Origin of the sequence: Lutibacter sp. B1 (assembly GCF_012524075.1) — a bacterium.
Lineage (GTDB): Bacteria > Bacteroidota > Bacteroidia > Flavobacteriales > Flavobacteriaceae > Lutibacter.
The window spans coordinates 144,675-164,663 of the sequence record NZ_JAAZUI010000007.1; the positions used below are offsets into that span (position 1 = coordinate 144,675).

Below are 19,989 nucleotides of genomic sequence, written 5' to 3' on the forward strand. Positions count from 1 at the left end.
ACAAAAACTGGTACTATTTTAAACTTAAGATATCTAAATAAAGCTTTTTTAAAATAAAAACTTTATTTTAGAAAAATTTAAAGGAAATGAAATAAAGGCTTCATTATTGGTTTATTATTAACGCATATTTTATGGTAGAATTATCCGCAATTGATTATACGTTTATTGTTATATTTTTTTCAATTACACTTTTTATTGGTATTTGGGTTTCTAGAAAATCAGGGAAAAATTCTACAGAATACTTTTTATCTGGACGTAGTATACCATGGTGGCTTTTAGGTTTGTCAATGGTTGCAACAACATTCTCTACCGACACCCCTAATTTGGTAACCGATATTGTGAGGAATAATGGTGTTTCGGGAAATTGGGTTTGGTGGATTTTTTTAATAACAGGTCTTTTAACTGTTTTTGTTTATGCAAAACTTTGGCGTAAATCAAGTGTGAATACTGATATGGAGTTCTACGAATTGCGTTATGGAGGTAAACCGGCACGATTTTTAAGAGGTTTTAGAGCCGTTTATTTAGGTGTTGTTTTTAATATTTTAGCAATGTCTGGTGTTACATTGGCAGCCATAAAAATTGGTCAGATTATGTTGGGGTTATCTCCAATACAAACTGTGGGAATTGCAGGTGTTATTACAGTAATATTTAGTGCGTTAGGAGGTTTTAGAGGTGTGGTTTATACCGATTTTTTATTGTTTTTTGTTGCAATGGTAGGATCAATAGGAGCTGCTTATTATGTTGTTAACTTACCTGAAATAAATGGTATATCAAATTTAATTACACATCCTAATGTGGTTGATAAAATTTCAATTTTACCTGATTTTTCCAATACAAAAGCCTTAATAACATTATTAATTATTCCTTTAGCTGTACAATGGTGGAGCGCTTGGTATCCTGGGGCTGAACCTGGAGGTGGAGGTTATATTGCACAGCGTATGTTAGCTGCTAAAAATGAAAATCATGCTATTGGTGCCACTTTCTTTTTTAATATTATGCATTATGCATTACGTCCTTGGCCATGGATTATTGTTGCTTTAGCTTCATTAGTTTTATTTCCGGATGTAGCAAGTATTCACGTGGCTTTCCCTAATGTTACAGAAGATAAATTAGGTCACGATTTGGCTTATTCAGCAATGTTAACCAAATTGCCGCAAGGTTTGTTAGGGTTAGTTTTGGCATCACTGGTAGCTGCATATATGTCTACTATTTCAACTCATTTAAATTGGGGATCTTCTTATATTGTGAATGATTTATATAAACAAGTGATAAATAAGAATGCTACTGAAAAACGTTTGGTTTTAATAGGAAGGTTATCAACAGTTGTTTTAATGATTTTAAGTGCGGTTTTGGCCTTGTATTTACAAAATGCAATGCAATTATTTGATATTATTTTAGGTTTTGGAGCAGGTACCGGGTTAATTTTTATTTTAAGGTGGTTTTGGTGGCGTATCAATGCTTGGAGTGAAATAGCTGCAATGTTTTCATCGGGTATAATTTCTATTTTATTTGAATTAACACCCTTAGGTGAAATTTTATTTGGTGAAAGTGGTTTTATGCCTGATTATATGAAATTTCCAATTATAGTTGCCGTTACTACTGTAATTTGGCTCATTACAACTTTTATAACAAAGCCAGAAAAAAAAGAAGTTTTAAATGGTTTTTATCTAAAAATACAACCGGGAGGACCGGGATGGAGCAAAATTATTAAAAATGCAGCAAGTTCTAATATTGATTTAGTTACAGATAAACAACCTTGGAGTGTTCCTTCAGGAATTATAGCTATGCTTTTAGGTTTATGTTTAATTTATAGTATTTTATTTGCTACAGGTTATATTATTTATGGAAATTATACTTTAGGTATTTTATTAATTGCCATTTCTATAATAGCAGCTATTTTTTTAATAAAAATATGGAAGAAAATAAAAGCGGTAATTTTATAAAATAAAAAACCTCACAATTTGTGAGGTTTTTTTATGAGTTTTCTTAAAAAGATAAGTTATTATACTAACGCAACTCTTTTAAAATCAGTTACTGTTACATCTCCAATAGTTTTAACGTATTGAGCAACAGAAAGTTTACTGTCTTTAATAAAGTCTTGGTTAACTAACGTATTGTCTTTAAAGAAACGTTTAATTTTTCCTTTAGCAATGTTATCTAGCATAGCTTCCGGTTTACCTTCCTGACGTAATTGATCTTTAGCAATTTCAATTTCTTTTTCAATTACTGATGCGTCTACGCCTTCTTCATTTAAAGCAATTGGATTCATTGCTGCAGCTTGCATTGCAACATCTTTTGCAACAGCATCAGCACCTTCTACATTAGCAGATAATACAGTTAATGTTGCAATTTTATTACCTGCATGAATGTAAGAACCTACAAACTCACCAGAAACTTTTTCAAAAGATCCAATTTCTAATTTTTCGCCAATAACACCGGTTTGCTCAATTAGTTTCTCAGAAACTGTGATACCGCCAAAATCAGCATTTAAAAAACCTTCTTTTGAATTATAATTAACTGCAGTAGATGCAAATTGAGTAGCTAAAGCAACAAAGGCATCATTTTTAGCAACAAAGTCAGTTTCACAGTTTAATGAAATAATAACACCTTCATTATTAGCGTCATTTACATAAGCTATAACAGCGCCTTCACTTGAATCCCTGTCAGCTCTTTTTGCAGCAACTTTTTGACCTTTTTTACGTAAAATTTCAATTGCTTTGTCAAAATCTCCTTCAGCTTCAACAAGAGCATTTTTACAATCCATCATACCGGCTCCGGTAGATTTTCTTAAATTATTTACTTCTGTGGCTGTAATTTTTGCCATTTTTTAATATTTTTTGTTAAACCTATTTATGTTTAACTATTAGACATGAATTAATTATTCTCTTCGTTTTTTTCAACAGTTTTGTCTTTGCTGGCTTTTCTTTCCGCTAAACCTTCAGCCATTGAATCAACAACATAAGTAAGTACTTTGTTAATTGATTTTGAAGCATCATCATTTGATGGAATAACATAATCGATACCTCTTGGGTCAGAATTTGTGTCAACCATAGCGAAAATAGGAATGTTTAATTTTTTAGCTTCAGCAATTGCAATGTGTTCTTTTTTAACATCAACAATAAAAATTGCTCCCGGTAAACGAGTCATATCAGTAATAGAACCTAAGTTTTTCTCTAATTTCTCTCTTTGACGATTGATTTGTAATTTTTCTCTTTTTGATAAGGCATCAAAAGAACCATCTTGTTTCATTCTGTCAATAGCCGACATTTTTTTAACAGCTTTTCTGATAGTAACAAAATTAGTTAACATACCGCCTGGCCATCTTTCAGTAATATAAGGCATGTTTACACTGTTAGATTTTTCAGCTATAATTTCTTTAGCTTGTTTTTTAGTAGCAACAAAAAGAATTTTTCTGCCAGATGCTGCTATCTTTTTTAAAGCTTCAGAAGCTTCTTCAATTTTTGCAGCAGTTTTATAAAGGTCAATTATGTGAACTCCATTACGCTCACCATAAATGTAAGGAGCCATGTTTGGATCCCATTTTCTAGTCAGGTGACCAAAGTGTACACCTGCATCTAATAATTCTTTAACTTCAATATTTGTCATTTGTATTTAGTTTACGTTCCGTTGAGTTAGCAATAGGGAAGTAGCGATAAATCGATCTTCCCTATTTGGATGCTAAACGTTTTACAGTCATTGACTGATCAACGACAACTTTGTTTTAATTTTAATTTCAATGAACCACCAAAAAGATTGGTGTACCAATTGTAAAAAACAATTAACGTTTTGAGAATTGGAATTTTTTTCTTGCTTTCTTTTGACCGAATTTTTTACGTTCAACCATTCTGGAATCTCTTGTAAGTAATCCTTCAGGTTTTAGTATTGCTCTATTTTCTTCATTTAATTGAACTAAAGCTCTAGAAATAGCTAAACGAATAGCTTCTGCTTGTCCGGTAACACCTCCGCCAAAAACATTTACTTTAATATCAAATGCTGTTGCATTATCAGTTAAATTTAATGCTTGCATAATTTTATATTGCAATGTTGGAGTAGTAAAATAGTCTTTATAATCTTTTTTATTAACTACAATGCTTCCTTTTCCTTCTGAAACATAAACACGAGCAACTGCTGTTTTTCTTCTACCTATTTTATGTATTGTATCCATTATCTAAGATCGTTAAGGTTAATAGCTTTTGGTGTTTGAGCTGCTTGATTGTGCTCAGAACCTGCATAAACATATAAATTTCTGAATAAGGCGCTACCTAATTTATTTTTAGGTAACATTCCTTTAACCGCTTTTTCAACTAAACGAGCTGGATCTTTTTTAAACATCTCAGAAGCAGTTAACGATCTTTGTCCACCCGGATAGCCAGTGTGACGAATATAAGATTTGTCATTCCACTTTTTACCGGTTAAATTAATTTTGTCTGCGTTGATAACCACTACGTTGTCTCCACAATCTACGTGAGGAGTATAGTTTGGTTTGTATTTACCTCTAATTAGCATTGCTATTTTAGAAGCTAGACGACCCAACGTTTGACCGTCTGCATCAACTACTAACCACTCTTTAGTTGCGGTTTCTTTATTAGTTGATACTGTTTTGTAACTTAATGTATTCACAATTAAATTCTTTGTTATAGTTAAACATTTATTTTATCTCCCTAAAAAGGGAGTGCAAATGTACAAACTATTATTTATATTACAAACAGTAAGTTAGGTATATTTTAAAAGGGAAGATTTTTAAAATCTTCCCTTTTATTTTTTTGATATGGTTATTTTTTATTTTATCCTTGCTTGAAGTTCAGGTATTACATTTGAATAACTTCTTAGAACTCTATCCCATTCTTTATATAGTTCATCGCTCTTAACACTTGTCATGGCTAATCCGGATTCTTCACTTACTAATTTAACTTTAAATATTAACGGGTTATCAGAAGTTTGTTTAATAATTATACGTGTTCTTATTGTGTTTTGTTTGAAAGTTTTAAGGGACCAAGCTGTTCTTAAATATCCGGTTTCTTTATCTGTCATTTCAATTACATCAATATTAGAAAGAACAATTTGATTGATAAGTTTCCAAGCTTTATCTTTATCGATAGTAGATTTCAATTCTATATCAACATTTGCAATGTCGGTTTGTATAGAAGCATCATATGCATCGTCTCTTTTTAATTCCATATAATAAGATTTTGGAGGGGCAGGCATACCTTTTTTATTACAGAATTCAATTTTTTCGGTTAAAAAACCAACTTTTTTTACAACTACTGTAATGCAACCCTTGGATGGCACTACAATTTCTAAGTTTCCCTTACCTAATAATTTTCCATTAATAAAAATTTTTGCATCTGATTCAGAACAGCCAAAATCGATTTTCTTTTTTCCAAGGACACTAAAGTCACTTTCGTTGGGTTTAATAATTTTATTTGCTTGTATTGTATTAAGTGTTAAAATACAAAGAATGGTTAGTGAAATTTTTTTTAACATTTTTTTTCTTTTAATAGGTTAAAATTAATTTGTACTAAGTTAATTATTTTTTTAGATATTATAAAATGATCTTTAATGTGCTTCTAACCAATCTTTTCCTTCACCTAAATCTACCGTTAAAGGAACCGAAAGTTTAAAAGCGTTTTCCATTTCTTCTTTAATTTTAGGTTTTAAAATGTTTAATTCATCATTATACATATCAAACACTAATTCATCATGAACCTGCAACAGCATTTTAGATTTGTAATTTCCGTTTTGCAATAATTTATGAATGTTAATCATTGCAATTTTAATAATATCTGCTGCACTACCTTGTATGGGTGCATTTACGGCGTTTCTTTCATCGGCACTGCGTACAATGGCATTTTGTGAGTTGATGTTTTTTAAATATCGACGTCTTCCCAAAATAGTTTCAACAAAACCTTGCTCTCTTGCAGAAGCGACTTGATTTGCAATAAATTGTCTTAACTTCGGAAAAGTTTTGTAATAATTGTCTATCAGTTCTTTGGCTTCTGCTCTTGATTTATTGAGTTGTTGCGCTAAGGTAAAAGCTCCTTGCCCGTAAATAATACCAAAATTTACCGCTTTTGCATCTCCACGTTGTGATCTTGTAACTTTACTTAAAGGAATTCCAAAAACTTTCGCAGCTGTTGCTGCATGAATATCTTCACCACGTTTAAACGATTCAATCATACTTTCATCTTCACTTAAAGCAGCAATAATGCGTAATTCAATTTGAGAATAATCGGCAGCAACCAACGTGTAATTTTCATTTCTTGGTACAAAAGCTTTTCTTACTTGTCGTCCTCTTTCTGTTCTAATTGGTATATTTTGTAAATTCGGATTGTTAGAACTCAATCTTCCTGTTGCGGCAACAGATTGACTGTAAGTTGTGTGAATTCTTCCTGTTTGAGGATTTACTTCGTTTGGTAACGCATCAACATAAGTGTTTTTTAGTTTTACCAAACCACGCCACTCTAAGATATCTTGCACAATTTGATGTTTAGGTGCTAATTTTGATAAAATTTCTTCACCAGTGGCATATTGACCGGTTTTTGTTTTTTTAGGTTTGTCAACTAATTTTAAATGTTCAAACAAAACATCTCCCAATTGTTTTGGTGAAGCTAAATTGAATTCGATGTTAGCTTCTTTATAGATGGTATCTTCTAATTTTTGTATGTCTTCAGTTAATTTTTCTGATAATGAATTTAAAAAAGATTCATCCATTTTTATACCTTCTAATTCCATAGAAGCCAATACGCTAAGTAGTGGAATTTCAATTTCAGTAAAAAGCTTTGTAAGGTTGGCGTTTTCTAATTCATTTTCAAAAATCTCTTTTAATTGAAATATTAAATCGGCACTTTCAGTAACATATTCAGCTTGTTTAATAAGTTCAATTTCTGTAAATAAAAGTTGATTTTTCCCTTTTTTTCCTGTTAATGATTCTAATTTTTGAGGTTTGTAATTTAAATAGGTTTCGGAAAGTACTTCCATATCGTGACGCATATCCGGATTTAACAAATAATGAGCCAATATCACATCAAATAGATTTCCTTTTAAATGAATAGAAAAAGTACTTAGAACTTTAGTGAAAAATTTAATATCTAATCCAACTTTTTCAATAGTTTCATTTTCAAAAAACGGGCGAAATTCCTCTAGAATTTCTTGTGTTTCATTTTCCGGAATTGCTAAAAAATACCCTTTTCCTTTGCTATATGAAAATGAAATACCTACAAGTTCGGCTTTAAACGGATTTGTGCTTAAAGTTTCAAGATGAAAACTTACAGATTTTTGAGCTAACAATTTTTTGAGTACTAATTTTCTGGAAAGAGGAGTATTTACATATTGATACAAATGATCTGTATTTTCTGCTATATTATAGCCTGAAGTAGAAATTTCTTCCGTTAAATTTGGAGATGTTGAAAATAAATCAAATTGCTGATAAGTTGTAGGTTGTGCTTGTTTGATAGTTGTATTTTCTTCAGTTTGTTTATTTTGAATTGGTTCTGCAGGAAGTTTGAATATTTTATTTAAACTTTCGGCAATTCTTCTAAATTCCAACTCTTTAAAAATTTCGTTGGTTTTTTCAAAATCAGGATGATTTAATTCGTAATCCTTTTCATCAAAAGTTACGGGGCAATCTAATAAAATAGTTGCCAGTTTTTTTGAAAGTAAACCAAGTTCTTTATTTGCTTCAATTTTTTCTTTCATTTTGCCTTTTAGCTCATGTGTGTTTGCTAAAAGATTTTCCATACTTCCATATTCTTTAATAAATTTTTTGGCTGTTTTATCCCCAACTCCTGGTAAGCCGGGAATATTATCAACCGCATCTCCCATCATTCCTAAATAATCAATTACTTGTTCCGGGTTTTCAACTTCAAATTTTGCTTGTACTTCAGGAATTCCCCAAATTTCAATGCCATTTCCCATGCGTGCCGGTTTGTACATAAAAATATTTTCTGAAACCAATTGAGCAAAATCCTTATCAGGCGTTACCATAAAAGTTTGATACCCTTCTTTTTCGGCTTGTTTGGCAAGTGTTCCAATTAAATCATCAGCTTCAAAACCTTCTTTTTCAATAATAGGAATGTGCATAGCTTCTAATATTTTATGAATATAAGGAACCGCAATTTTAATAGCTTCGGGTGTTTCTTGTCGGTTTGATTTGTACTCTGGAAAAGCTTCATTTCTGCTATGAGAACCACCTTTATCAAATGCAACAGCCAAATGGTCTGGATTTTCACGTTTAATAACATCTAATAAAGAATTGGTAAAACCTAAAATTGCAGAAGTATCCATTCCTTTTGAATTGATTCTCGGGTTTTTTATTAAAGCATAATAGCCACGGAAAATTAAAGCATAAGCATCTAAAAGAAAAAGGCGTTTTTGTGTTGACATTTATTTTTTTTGTTGAATTTTAATTGGAGTAAAAGTACTAAAATCAATTTTAACATTACATTAATTAAGTTGTTAAACAATTTAATAACTTATAATGTATATTTACTTTTTTACTTTAAAATTTATTTTTTTAGAATGTTTCGATGGATAATTTTTAGTGCAATTATAATATTAATAGATTTTTATGCATTTCAAAGTGTAAAAACAGTCACCAAAAATAAAGCTGTAATTATACTTTATTGGTTTTTTTCTATAGCTATTTTAATTTATTTTATTTATAAAATTTCAAATTTTAGAAATTCTCAAGGGTTATCACATTCAGTGATGCTTGCGTTTGGGCTACTTCTTTTATCGGTTTTACCAAAAATTACTGCAATAGTACTATTGTTTGGTGAAGATATTTTTAGAGTAACTAAAACAGGAGTTAATTATTTTTCAACACAAACAACGTCCGGTTTTTTTCCTGAAAGAAGGGCATTTGTGAGTAAAGTGGCTTTAGGATTGGCAGCTATACCTTTTGCATCAATAATTTACGGAATGGTTAAAGGAAAATACAATTATCAAGTGATAAAACATACCTTGTTTTTTGATGATTTACCGGAATCTTTTGACGGATTTACACTAACACATATTTCAGATATTCATAGTGGTAGTTTTGATAATGAAGAAAAAATTGAATACGGTGTTGATTTGATTAATGAACAACAATCGGATGTTATATTATTTACCGGTGATATTGTAAATAATGTTGCTGAAGAAATGGATCCGTGGATTTCTCATTTCAGCAAATTAAAAGCTAATTATGGTAAATATTCGGTACTTGGAAACCATGATTATGGAGAATATGTGCGTTGGAATTCTTCCGAAGAAAAAGAACAAAATTTTAGAGCTATAAAAGAAATTCATCCAAAAATAGGATTCAATTTATTGCTAAATGATAGTGTTTATTTGGAAAAAGGGAATGATAAAATTGCACTAGTAGGTGTTGAAAATTGGGGAACTCGTTTCAAAAAAGCAGGTGATTTAGCATTGGCATCATTAAAAATAAATAAAGGTGATTTTAAAATTTTAATGAGTCACGACCCTTCTCATTGGGATAATGAAGTAAAAAATCATGAGAATAATTATCATTTAACGTTAAGCGGACATACTCACGGAATGCAATTTGGTATTGAGATTCCGGGATTTAAATGGAGTCCGGTTCAGTATGTTTATAAACAATGGGCAGGTATTTATTCTACAATGGAACGTTACATTAATGTAAACAGAGGTTTTGGGTTTTTAGCTTTTCCGGGAAGAGTAGGGATTTGGCCTGAAATTACTGTAATTACCTTGAAAAAGAAGTAGATACCATTTTTTTAAATAAAAATGTTACATTTGTATATATATAATAGTTACTTTTTGAAGTTTTGTTCAAAAAAACAATATAAATTATGGCAAAATTTGGAGAATTAATTAGCTCAGATATTCCCGTTTTAATTGATTTTTATGCGGAATGGGAAGATAATTCTAATGATTTTCATAGTATTTTACGTGATGTAGCTGCAGCACTTGGCGATAAAGCAAAAGTGATAAAAATTGATATTGAAAAAAATGAAGTTTTAGCAAATGCACTTAGAATTAAAGGAAATCCTACATTTATTATCTATAAAGATGGCGAAATGAAATGGCGTCAGTCCGGAGATCAAGATGCGAATACATTAATTAGTCTTGTGCAGCAATACGTATAAAAATACGTTATTCGATTTTTTTAAAAACAAACCCCTTCGCAGAGAAATATTCCAAAATTTTTGGTAATACAAACTTTAGATTTTTGCTTGCTTTTATGCTGTCGTGAAAAACTATTATACTTCCGTTTTTCGTTTTATCAATTACATTTTGTAAACATTTTTCTTTTGAAATAGACAAATCAAAATCGGCACTTAAAATATCCCACATAATTATTTTGTAGTTGTTTTTTCTGATTTTTTTTGCTTGTGATAGTTTAAGTTTTCCGTAAGGAGGTCTAAATAGTTTTGAGTTTTGAGTTTTAGGTTTTGAATATGTTTCTATTTGTTGTTCCGCAAGTAGAATATTTTCAAGGTATTTTCCGTTTTTGGTTTTTAATCCGTTTAAATGATTGCTAGTATGGTTACCAACAGAATGTTCTTCATTTAAAATACTTTTAAAAATATCAGGGTAATTATTAATGTTTTTACCAATACAAAAAAAGGTAGCTTTTGCGTTGTATTTTTTAAGTTGATGTAATATCCAACCTGTAATTTCAGGGGTTGGACCATCATCAAAAGTTAAATAAATAACTTTTTCTTTATTGGAAAAACTCCAAATCCAATTTTTAAAAATGAATTTAATTAGACTTGGAGTTTTTATAAAATAAGGTTTCATTATTCTTCGCTAACTAAAAAATCAAATAGCTTTAAGTAAGTAACATATTCATCTTTAATTAATGTAGCATAATCTTCATCATCAAAACGAATAGTAGTTTTCACTATTTGATCGTACATTAATAAGCTACGTTCTATTTCGTCAAAAACACTTTCAATATTAGATTCATCAAACTGACTGTAATATGTAAGGTTTTCTTGAAGTACGGTTTTTAATTCTGACACTAATTTTCGAGCTTTTTCTTTTTTATTTAGACTGTAATATAAATCTACATAAGAAATTAGCATACTGTAATGTCCAAATTTATGTACAGGCATTTTTTCTATTGATATATCTAATATTTCTTCCGCTTTATCTAATTTATTTTCTTCAATTAAAGTTCTGGCTAAGCGTTCCATATTATTGCGGTAGGTAACAGAATTTTTTCTAGTTTCAGGATCCAAATAAATGTTATCATCGGTAATATTTCTCCAATCCCAATTCTTTATGTTTTCATACATGATATCTGTATTAATTCGGCCCATTTCAAAGAAATTTCCTTCATTAGGAGTTTTTATAGGTACAAATTTATAGGTCATACCGTCAAGTTGTAAATAATCTTTTAGCCAAATATATTCTTCATCAGCTTGGGCACCACCTGTAAAATAAATAGGTTTTTCCCAGTTATTGTTAGCTAAAATATCTAACATCAATATTCTATTTTTAGATAAAGCATTATCAACTTCAATATCAATAAAAGGAACAATTAAATCAGCATCTTTTTGGGCAACAATTCCATTTTTTAAAACGGCTTCTTTATCTACAGGAATTCTAATTTTATTTGTAGGAAGTATTTTTTCAGGATTCCCATCATCATCTAAATCGTAGAAAGTAACTTCTTTATCACTTTCAATCCATTTCATAAAATAGTCAATATCAACAACAGAGTCTTTTAACTGAGGAAAAATTTCAGCAAAATAATAAGCAACATCCAAAGTTCCCCACTTATATTTATCGTGAGTTAATTGAGAAGGTATTGGATCAGCTTTGTAGGTTTTACGCTTCATTTGATCTATATACCAATCTGTTTGAAAAAGGCTGGTATTTATCAGTTTTATATCGGTTCTATGATTTTCTACTTCTTGCATGTACCAAAGTGGGAAAGTATCATTATCACCAATGGTGAATAAAATAGCATTTTCATCACAAGAATCTAAATAAGCTTTTGCGTTTAAATGGGAAGTATATCTGTTTGAGCGGTCGTGATCATCCCAATTTTCAAAAGCCATAAGTGTAGGAACCACTGCTAATGAAATTAAAGTAACTGCAATGGCAACTATTTTTTTATCGACATATTTTTTTAAGTATTCGTATAATGCAATTACACCAAATCCTACCCAAATAGCAAAAATGTAAAACGAACCAACTACAGCATAATCTCGTTCACGCGGTTCAAACGGTTTTGGATTTGTGTAAAAAATAATTGCCAAACCTGTAAAAGCAAAGAAAAGTAATAGCGTGTAAAAGTCTTTTTTATCATTTTTAAAATGAAATACAAGACCTATTATACCTAAAATGAAAGGAAGGAAATAATAGGTATTTCTACCTTTGTTATTTTTAACATCGGAAGGAAGATTTGATTGGGGACCTAAACGTAATTCGTCAATAAATTTAATGCCGCTAATCCAATTACCGTTTTGTAAATCTAATTGTCCTTGTTCATCATTTTGCCTTCCAACAAAATTCCACATAAAATACCTGCCATACATATAACCGAATTGAAAATCGACCATAAATTTGATGTTTTCAATAAAAGTTGGTCTTCTTTTACTATTTTGAGGAATTCCGGCAATTGCTTTGTAGTTTTTAATAACAGAAGCGTCAGTGCTTACCATCCTCGGAATAATACCTTTATGTTTACTGCTCCAATTTGGGAGAGCGTCTTTATAGTTATTTACAATAACATACTTACCTAATTTTTCGTCTTTCTCATACTTAGGTTTGTCATCTTTAGTAGGATTGTTTTTATCAGCTTCTCTATTGTAAATTATAGAATAATAAGTATCATAAAAAACATTAGCATCACCATATTGCTCACGGTTATAATACGCCAATAATTCACGTGCACTTGAAGGGTTATTTTCATTTATAGTAGTGTCAGCGTTGGCTCTAATAGGCAACATTAACCATGATGAAAACCCAATAATAATAAATAAAATAGATAAAACTAAGGTGTTAGCTTCAACATATCCTTTTTTATGAGTATAGTTTAAGCTAAAATAAAATAAAGCAATTAATAAAATTCCTGCAATTATACTTCCGGAGTTAAAAGGAAGTCCTATTGAATTCACAAAAAATAATTCTAAAGCACTAAAGTATTTTAATGTAAAAGGGAAAAGCATTTTAAACACGAAAACAAGTACCAAAATGGCAACAATATTTGCAATTATGAATTGCTTAAGATTCAATTTTTTGTATTTTTTGAAGATGTATAAAAATACTATTGAAGGAATTACTAAAAGAGATAAAATATGTACTCCAAAAGATAATCCAACAACAAAACTAATTAACAGTAACCATTTGTTACCTTGAGGCTTATTATCCATTTCTTCTTCCCAACGCAATCCTAACCAAAATAGAAGTGCCATTAGAAATGATGACATAGCGTATACCTCTCCTTCAACTGCGCTAAACCAAAAACTATCTGAAAATGTATAAGTTAAAGCTCCAACTAAACCACTTCCTAAAATAGCAATAGAAGTGTTTATTGAAAGGTTTTCAGAGTTTTTTATTAATTTTTTTGCCAAGGCTGTTATAGTCCAAAACATGAAAAGGATAGTGAAAGCACTAGCTAAGGCAGACATAAAGTTTACCATTTTTGCTATTTCAGTTACATCACTTGTAAACATAGCGAAAAATGCTCCAAGCATTTGAAATAAAGGTGCTCCCGGTGGGTGACCAACTTCTAATTTTACGGCTGTTGAAATATATTCTCCACAGTCCCAGTAACTAACAGTAGGCTCAATGGTTAGTGAATATGTTATAAGTGCAATAACAAAAGTGAACCAACCAATTAGGGTGTTCCATTTAGTAAAATTGAATGAATTCATATAAAAAATTTTAACCGTGGCGAATTTAGTAAAATTAAACTTAAATATTGAAAGTAAGAAAAGTATGGTATATTATTAGTGTATTAAAGATATGTTAAAGGTTAATTTGATAAAAAAATTAAAAAATTATTTGCCGAATTAAAACTTTACTTTAAATTTGCACCCGCTTGATGACCCATGGTGTAATGGTAGCACTCCGGTTTTTGGTACCGTCAGTCAAGGTTCGAGTCCTTGTGGGTCAACAAAAAAGCTTCAACTTAAGTTGAAGCTTTTTTTATGGTATTAATTTACAATAAGTTAAAGCTTAAATGTTACAACCGGCAATTTTGCATGGTTGGCTAAATCTTCTCCAATACTTCCATTAAATAGGTGGGCTAATCCGCGTCTTCCATGTGTATTCAAAACAATTACATCAGCATCAATAAGTTTTGAGAAATTTAAAATACCTGATTCAATTGATACATCATTATAAATATTCAAAGTATAGTCACCTAAATCATAATCATTAATAAAGTTTCTTATTGCATCACTAGATTCTTTAGTGGTTTCAAAATTATGAATTGTATTTATTTTAAGTAGATGAAGTTTTGCATTGAATAAAGAAGCAAAATCAAGAATTTTTTGAAAAGCTACTCTGTTGTCATATTTGAAATTAGAAGCAAAAACAATATTTTCAACTTTAAATTCATCAACTTCTTGCTTAATAACAAGAACGGGCACCTCAGAATTTCTAACAACTTTTTCAGTATTGGAACCAACTAACATTTCTTCAAGTCCTGAAGCTCCTTGCGAGCCCATTACTATCAAATCAACGTTTTTCTTTTTGCTTTCGTCAATTATTCCATCATAAGCTTTATGGAATAGTACAGAATCTTCAACTTCAATACCTTCTAAAAAAGGAAGCTTTTTAAAGTCGTCAAACTTTTCATGTGCTCTTTTTAAAAATAATAAAGCTGTAGGTGTATTATTTGAGGCTCCATAGCTAGAAGGGTCCACAACACCTGTAGGGAGCTCAAGCATATGTAAAAGATATATTTTTGAATTGGTCTGTCTAGCTATATCTGCAGCAACTTTTGCTGCATACTCTGCTTGAATTGAAAAATCAATGGGAACTAAAATACTTTTCATGTTTAATTTAGGTTTCAACGCCAAATGTAAAGTTAATAATTTAAATTTAAAAAGAAGAATCATTTTTTTACCATTTAAAAAAATGTTACTATATTTGCACCGAATTAGTATAGTTAGAGGATAGGAGGGGACATTAAGTCCCCTCTTTTTATAGCAAGATGGATAAAGAAAGAATAATAAAGTTGGCAAACGAAGCTATTGAACAAAACCCAGAGTTGTTTTTAATAGATTTACAATTTTTGGCCGATAATAAAATTTATGTTGAGGTTGATGGAGATAAAGGTGTGCCTTTAAAAGAGTGCATAAGAATTAGTAGGGAGATTGAACATAATTTAGATAGAGAGGAAGAAGATTTTTCGTTAGAAGTTACTTCGCCAGATGTTTCCCACCCTTTAAGGTTAAAAAGGCAGTATAAAAAAAATATCAATCGTATATTAAATGTTATACTGCAAGATAATACTACAATTGAAGGTGTTTTAAAAAAAGTTACTGATGACGATTTTATACTTGAGTGGAAAACAAGAGAACCTAAACCTGTAGGAAAAGGAAAAATAACTGTTATTAAAACAGAAACAATACCGTTTGTAAATGTTTTAGAGGCAAAAGTGAAAATAATATTTTAATTAAGTGAATGCATGGAAAATATAGCATTAATAGAGTCTTTTTCAGAATTTAAAGGAGATAAAAATATTGATAGAGTTACTCTAATGGCAATTCTGGAAGAAGTGTTTAGAGCTGCTTTGAAAAGAAAATTTGGATCTGATGATAATTTTGATATTATTATAAATCCAGATAAAGGAGATATGGAAATTTGGAGAAATAGAATTGTTGTAGCAGACGGAGAAGTAGAAGATCCAAATGAAGAAATTGAACTTACAGAAGCTCGTAAAATAGAACCGGATTTTGAAATTGGTGAAGATGTTTCTGAAGAAGTGAAATTAGTAGATTTAGGAAGAAGAGCTATTTTAGCATTACGTCAAAATCTAATCTCTAAAATTCATGAGCATGATAGTACAAATACGTTTAAACAATTTAAAGATTTAGAAGGTGATATTTATAGTGCAGAAGTGCACCATATTCGTCATAATGCTGTAATTTTGTTGGATGATGATGGAAATGAAATTGTTTTACCAAAAAGTGAGCAAATAAGATCTGACTATTTTAGAAAAGGAGATTCGGTTCGAGGAATTATAAAAACAGTTGAATTAAGAGGTAATAAACCTGTAATTATAATGTCCAGAACAGCACCTGAGTTTTTAGAAAAATTATTTGAGCAAGAAATTCCTGAAGTTTTTGATGGTTTAATTACCATTGAAGGTGTTGCAAGAATTCCAGGTGAAAAAGCAAAAGTAGCTGTAGATTCTTATGATGATAGAATTGATCCTGTTGGAGCTTGTGTGGGTATGAAAGGATCACGTATTCATGGAATTGTTCGTGAATTAGGAAATGAAAATATTGATGTAATTAATTATACAAAAAACACTCAATTATACATTGCAAGAGCATTAAGTCCTGCCAAAGTAGTTTCAATGGTAATCCATGAAGAAGAAGGTAGAGAAGATGGTAAAAAAGGAAGAGTAGATGTTTTCTTACAACCGGAAGAAGTTTCAAAAGCAATAGGTAAAAACGGAGTAAATATTCGTTTAGCATCACAATTAACAGGATTTGAATTAGATGTTCAGCGAGAGGGAGTTGAAGCTGAAGATGATGTTGAATTAACCGAATTCTCTGATGAAATTGAAGATTGGGTAATTCAAGAATTTAAAAATATTGGTTTAGATACTGCACGTAGTGTACTTGAAAAAGATGTTAAAGAACTTTTAAAAAGAACTGATTTAGAAGAAGAAACTATTTTAGAGGTTCAAAAAATATTAAGAGAAGAATTTGAAGATTAATTATCTGAAATTTCAACAATAATTGGCTAAAAATAAAATATATGGCTGAAAACAAAACAATGAGACTAAACAAGGTATTACGAGAATTGAACATTTCTTTAGATAGAGCTGTTGAACATCTGGCAAGCCACGGTTATGAAGTGGAAGCTAGACCAACAACAAAAATTTCTGAAGATGAGTACGAAGTATTATTGGATGGTTTTCAAACAGATAGAAGTAAAAAAGCAGCTTCTAAAGAGGTAAGTGAAGAGAAACGAAAAGAAAAAGAAGCACTGCGAATAGCTCTTGAAGAAAAGTTAGAAAAACAACGTATTGAGGAAGAAGCTAAAAAAGTTGTTGTTAAAGCCAAAGCTGAAAAATTAGAGATTAAAACTGTTGGTAAAATTGATATTGAACCTAAAGAAGAGGTTGTAATAGAAAAACCAAAAGATAAAGTTGAACAACCAAAGCCTGTTGAAGAAACTAAAGAGGAAAAAGTTGAGGAGGTTGTTAAAGAAAAAACCGAAGTTGTAACACCTTCAACACCAAAAGAGGTAGAGGTAAAGGTTGAAAAACCAGAAATTGAAAAACCAAAAGAGAGTGTTAAAGAAACTGTAGAGCCTGTTGTTAAAAAAGAAGAAAAAGTTGAAAGCCCTAAAGAAGAGGTAAAAGCAATTGAAGAAGAAAAAGTAGACACTCCTGTTTCAACAACAATAGAAACACAATATAAAAAATTAGAAGGGCCAAGAATTACCGGGAAAACAATAGATTTAAAACAATTTGAGAGACCAAAAAAGAAAAAACCGGAACCAGTTGTTAAAAAAGAAGAAACTGACGCAAATAAAAAGAAGCGTAGAAGAATAAAAAAAGCACCACTTCCTGCTAATAAAAAACCTGCTGAAGCAGGACAAAATAGAGGGCCAAATAGAGGTAATCAAAAACGTGGTCCTGTTAGAAAATCTATTATTAAAGAAGAACCTTCTGAAGCAGAAGTACAAAAACAAGTAAGGGAAACCTTAGAAAAACTTCAAGGTAAATCTAAAAAAGGAAAAGGAGCTAAATATAGAAGAGATAAAAGAGATTTACACCGTCAGCAAACTCAAAAAGACATTGAGCAACAAGAAGCTGAAAGCAAAATATTAAAAGTAACAGAGTTTGTTACTGTTAGTGAAATTGCTACAATGATGGATATACCAGTAACCAATATTATTTCTGCATGTATGTCATTAGGAATGATGGTAACAATGAATCAACGTTTAGATGCAGAAACCTTAACTATTGTTGCTGAAGAATTTGATTATACGGTTGAATTTGTTGGAGCTGAGGTTGAAGAATCAATTGAAGAACATGTAGATACAGCAGAAGAATTAGAAACAAGAGCGCCAATTATTACGGTGATGGGACATGTTGACCATGGTAAAACTTCATTATTAGATTATATTAGAGAAGAAAATGTTATTGCAGGTGAATCTGGAGGAATAACACAACATATTGGAGCTTATGGAGTAAAATTAAAAAATGGTCAAAAAATAGCCTTTTTAGATACACCTGGTCACGAAGCATTTACAGCAATGCGTGCTCGTGGAGCTCAAGTAACCGATTTGGTTATAATTGTTATTGCTGCTGATGATGATGTTATGCCACAAACAAAAGAAGCAATTAGTCATGCTCAAGCAGCGGGAGTGCCAATTGTTTTTGCAATTAATAAAATTGATAAACCAAATGCTAATCCAGACAAAATAAAAGAGCAATTGTCAGCTATGAATTTATTAGTTGAAGATTGGGGTGGTAAAATACAATCTCATAATATTTCAGCTAAAACAGGTCTTGGTGTAGATGAATTACTTGAGAAAGTTTTATTGGAAGCTGAAATGCTAGATTTAAAAGCGAACCCTAATAAAAATGCTATAGGTACTGTTGTAGAAGCATTACTTGATAAAGGTCGTGGATATGTTTCAACAATTTTAGTACAAGAAGGTACATTAAGAATTGGTGATTATATGTTGGCAGGTAAACATAGCGGAAAAGTAAAAGCTATGTTTGATGAACGAGGAAATAATATGAAAGAAGCTGGTCCTTCAACACCGGTTTCTATTCTTGGTTTAGATGGAGCTCCTCAAGCAGGTGATAAATTTCATGTATTTGAAGATGAAAAAGAAGCTAAGCAAATAGCAGCAAAACGTTCACAATTACAGCGTGAACAATCTGTTCGAACTCAACGACATATCACATTAGATGAAATAGGTCGTAGAATTGCGCTTGGTGATTTTAAAGAGTTAAACATAATTCTAAAAGGTGATGTTGATGGTTCTGTTGAAGCATTAACAGATTCATTCCAAAAACTTTCAACAGGTGAAATTCAAGTAAATATAATTCATAAAGGGGTTGGTGCAATTACTGAGTCTGATGTGTTATTAGCTTCAGCATCTGATGCGATTATTGTTGGATTTAATGTACGTCCGTCTGGAAATGCAAGAATATTAGCTGAAAATGAAGAAATTGATATTAGAACATACTCAATTATTTATGATGCTATTAATGACTTGCGTGATGCGATGGAGGGAATGTTATCTCCTGAAATGAAAGAAGAAATTACGGGTAATGTTGAGATACGAGAAGTTTATAAAATTTCTAAAGTTGGAAATATTGCCGGTTGTATGGTTATAAGTGGTAAAATATTTAGAAATTCTAAAATAAGAATTATTAGAGATAGTGTAGTTATTTATTCAGGAGAACTTACATCATTAAAACGATTTAAAGATGATGTGAAAGAAGTAGCAAAAGGTTATGACTGTGGTTTACAAATAAAAAATTACAATGATATACAAATTGGAGATGTTATAGAAGCATACCATGAAGTTGAGGTTAAAAAGAAATTGAAATAATTCGAGATAAAATCATCAGTTAAAATAAAAAAGCGTGCAGCACTATCTCATAAACTGTGTAAATAAAAATATCGGGGGTTGCAACCCCCGATATTTTTTTGTTTAATTTTAAACTTTTCTACAGTCATGAAGAAAGAAGATTTATTAAGTAATGATTTTCTGAAGCAGTTTACATCGGGCGAAGAGCTCAATGATTTTCTAAAACAGATTCAGAAACGTGGTATTGAAAAGATGCTTGAAGGCGAG

Annotated in this window: 15 protein-coding genes and 1 tRNA gene; 7 read left to right on the plus strand and 9 right to left on the minus strand. The window is 30.7% G+C overall.

Features of this window, described 5'->3' with window-relative positions:
- The first annotated feature begins 131 nt into the window (after positions 1-131).
- Positions 132-1,943 (plus strand): sodium:solute symporter family protein, encoded by a 1,812-nt coding sequence (locus tag HGB55_RS06100; protein ID WP_168815666.1) that lies wholly within the window; start codon positions 132-134, stop codon positions 1,941-1,943.
- Positions 1,944-2,002: 59 nt separating this feature from the next.
- Here HGB55_RS06100 and tsf read toward each other — a convergent pair whose 3' ends face one another.
- The 6 genes from tsf to polA all read right to left on the minus strand — a co-directional run bounded on the left by tsf (position 2,003) and on the right by polA (position 8,382).
- Positions 2,003-2,824: a translation elongation factor Ts gene (tsf, locus tag HGB55_RS06105; protein WP_168815668.1), complete on the minus strand. Its 822-nt coding sequence runs from the start codon at positions 2,822-2,824 to the stop codon at positions 2,003-2,005.
- A gap of 50 nt (positions 2,825-2,874) precedes the next feature.
- Positions 2,875-3,606 carry a 30S ribosomal protein S2 gene (gene rpsB, locus HGB55_RS06110; RefSeq protein WP_168815670.1) on the minus strand — a complete coding sequence of 244 codons (732 nt, stop codon included), beginning with the start codon at positions 3,604-3,606 and terminating at the stop codon, positions 2,875-2,877.
- A 172-nt stretch (positions 3,607-3,778) separates the two neighbouring features.
- The gene (rpsI, locus tag HGB55_RS06115; RefSeq protein WP_168815672.1) at positions 3,779-4,165 is read right to left on the minus strand and encodes a 30S ribosomal protein S9; all 387 of its coding nucleotides are present in this window, start codon (positions 4,163-4,165) and stop codon (positions 3,779-3,781) included.
- Positions 4,165-4,620 (minus strand): 50S ribosomal protein L13, encoded by a 456-nt coding sequence (gene rplM / locus HGB55_RS06120; protein WP_168815674.1) that lies wholly within the window; start codon positions 4,618-4,620, stop codon positions 4,165-4,167. The genes rpsI and rplM overlap by 1 nt, the downstream gene beginning before the upstream one ends.
- Before the next feature lie 159 nt (positions 4,621-4,779).
- A complete protein-coding gene (locus HGB55_RS06125) occupies positions 4,780-5,484 on the minus strand; it encodes a hypothetical protein (protein ID WP_168815676.1) in 705 nt (234 codons plus the stop codon).
- 72 nt (positions 5,485-5,556) lie between these two features.
- Entirely contained in the window at positions 5,557-8,382 is a 2,826-nt protein-coding gene (gene polA, locus HGB55_RS06130) for a DNA polymerase I (protein ID WP_168815678.1), read from the minus strand.
- A 135-nt stretch (positions 8,383-8,517) separates the two neighbouring features.
- On the opposite strand from polA, the gene HGB55_RS06135 reads away from it, so the two are divergent.
- Together HGB55_RS06135 and HGB55_RS06140 are read left to right on the plus strand one after the other, a co-directional pair.
- The gene (locus HGB55_RS06135) at positions 8,518-9,729 is read left to right on the plus strand and encodes a metallophosphoesterase (protein ID WP_168815680.1); all 1,212 of its coding nucleotides are present in this window, start codon (positions 8,518-8,520) and stop codon (positions 9,727-9,729) included.
- Between the two features lie 86 nt (positions 9,730-9,815).
- A complete protein-coding gene (locus tag HGB55_RS06140) occupies positions 9,816-10,112 on the plus strand; it encodes a co-chaperone YbbN (RefSeq protein WP_168815682.1) in 297 nt (98 codons plus the stop codon).
- 7 nt (positions 10,113-10,119) lie between these two features.
- On the opposite strand, the gene HGB55_RS06145 is transcribed toward HGB55_RS06140, so the two are convergent.
- Complete coding sequence (locus HGB55_RS06145) at positions 10,120-10,767, minus strand: polysaccharide deacetylase family protein (RefSeq protein WP_168815684.1); 648 nt, start codon at positions 10,765-10,767, stop codon at positions 10,120-10,122.
- The gene (locus HGB55_RS06150) at positions 10,767-13,856 is read right to left on the minus strand and encodes a DUF2723 domain-containing protein (RefSeq protein ID WP_168815686.1); all 3,090 of its coding nucleotides are present in this window, start codon (positions 13,854-13,856) and stop codon (positions 10,767-10,769) included. The genes HGB55_RS06145 and HGB55_RS06150 overlap by 1 nt, the downstream gene beginning before the upstream one ends.
- A gap of 171 nt (positions 13,857-14,027) precedes the next feature.
- On the opposite strand from HGB55_RS06150, the gene HGB55_RS06155 reads away from it, so the two are divergent.
- Positions 14,028-14,098: transfer RNA gene (locus tag HGB55_RS06155), tRNA-Gln, on the plus strand.
- Positions 14,099-14,153: 55 nt separating this feature from the next.
- Here HGB55_RS06155 and HGB55_RS06160 read toward each other — a convergent pair.
- The gene (locus HGB55_RS06160) at positions 14,154-14,984 is read right to left on the minus strand and encodes a universal stress protein (protein WP_168815688.1); all 831 of its coding nucleotides are present in this window, start codon (positions 14,982-14,984) and stop codon (positions 14,154-14,156) included.
- Positions 14,985-15,142: 158 nt separating this feature from the next.
- Between HGB55_RS06160 and rimP the strand changes: the two genes are divergently transcribed.
- The 3 genes from rimP to infB are packed head-to-tail and all read left to right on the plus strand — an operon-like array spanning position 15,143 to position 19,743.
- Positions 15,143-15,607, plus strand: coding sequence for a ribosome assembly cofactor RimP (gene rimP / locus HGB55_RS06165; RefSeq protein WP_168815690.1), 465 nt, complete (start codon positions 15,143-15,145; stop codon positions 15,605-15,607).
- A gap of 12 nt (positions 15,608-15,619) precedes the next feature.
- Entirely contained in the window at positions 15,620-16,879 is a 1,260-nt protein-coding gene (nusA, locus tag HGB55_RS06170) for a transcription termination factor NusA (protein ID WP_168815692.1), read from the plus strand.
- Between the two features lie 41 nt (positions 16,880-16,920).
- The gene (gene infB / locus HGB55_RS06175) at positions 16,921-19,743 is read left to right on the plus strand and encodes a translation initiation factor IF-2 (RefSeq protein WP_168815694.1); all 2,823 of its coding nucleotides are present in this window, start codon (positions 16,921-16,923) and stop codon (positions 19,741-19,743) included.
- Positions 19,744-19,989: the final 246 nt, after the last annotated feature.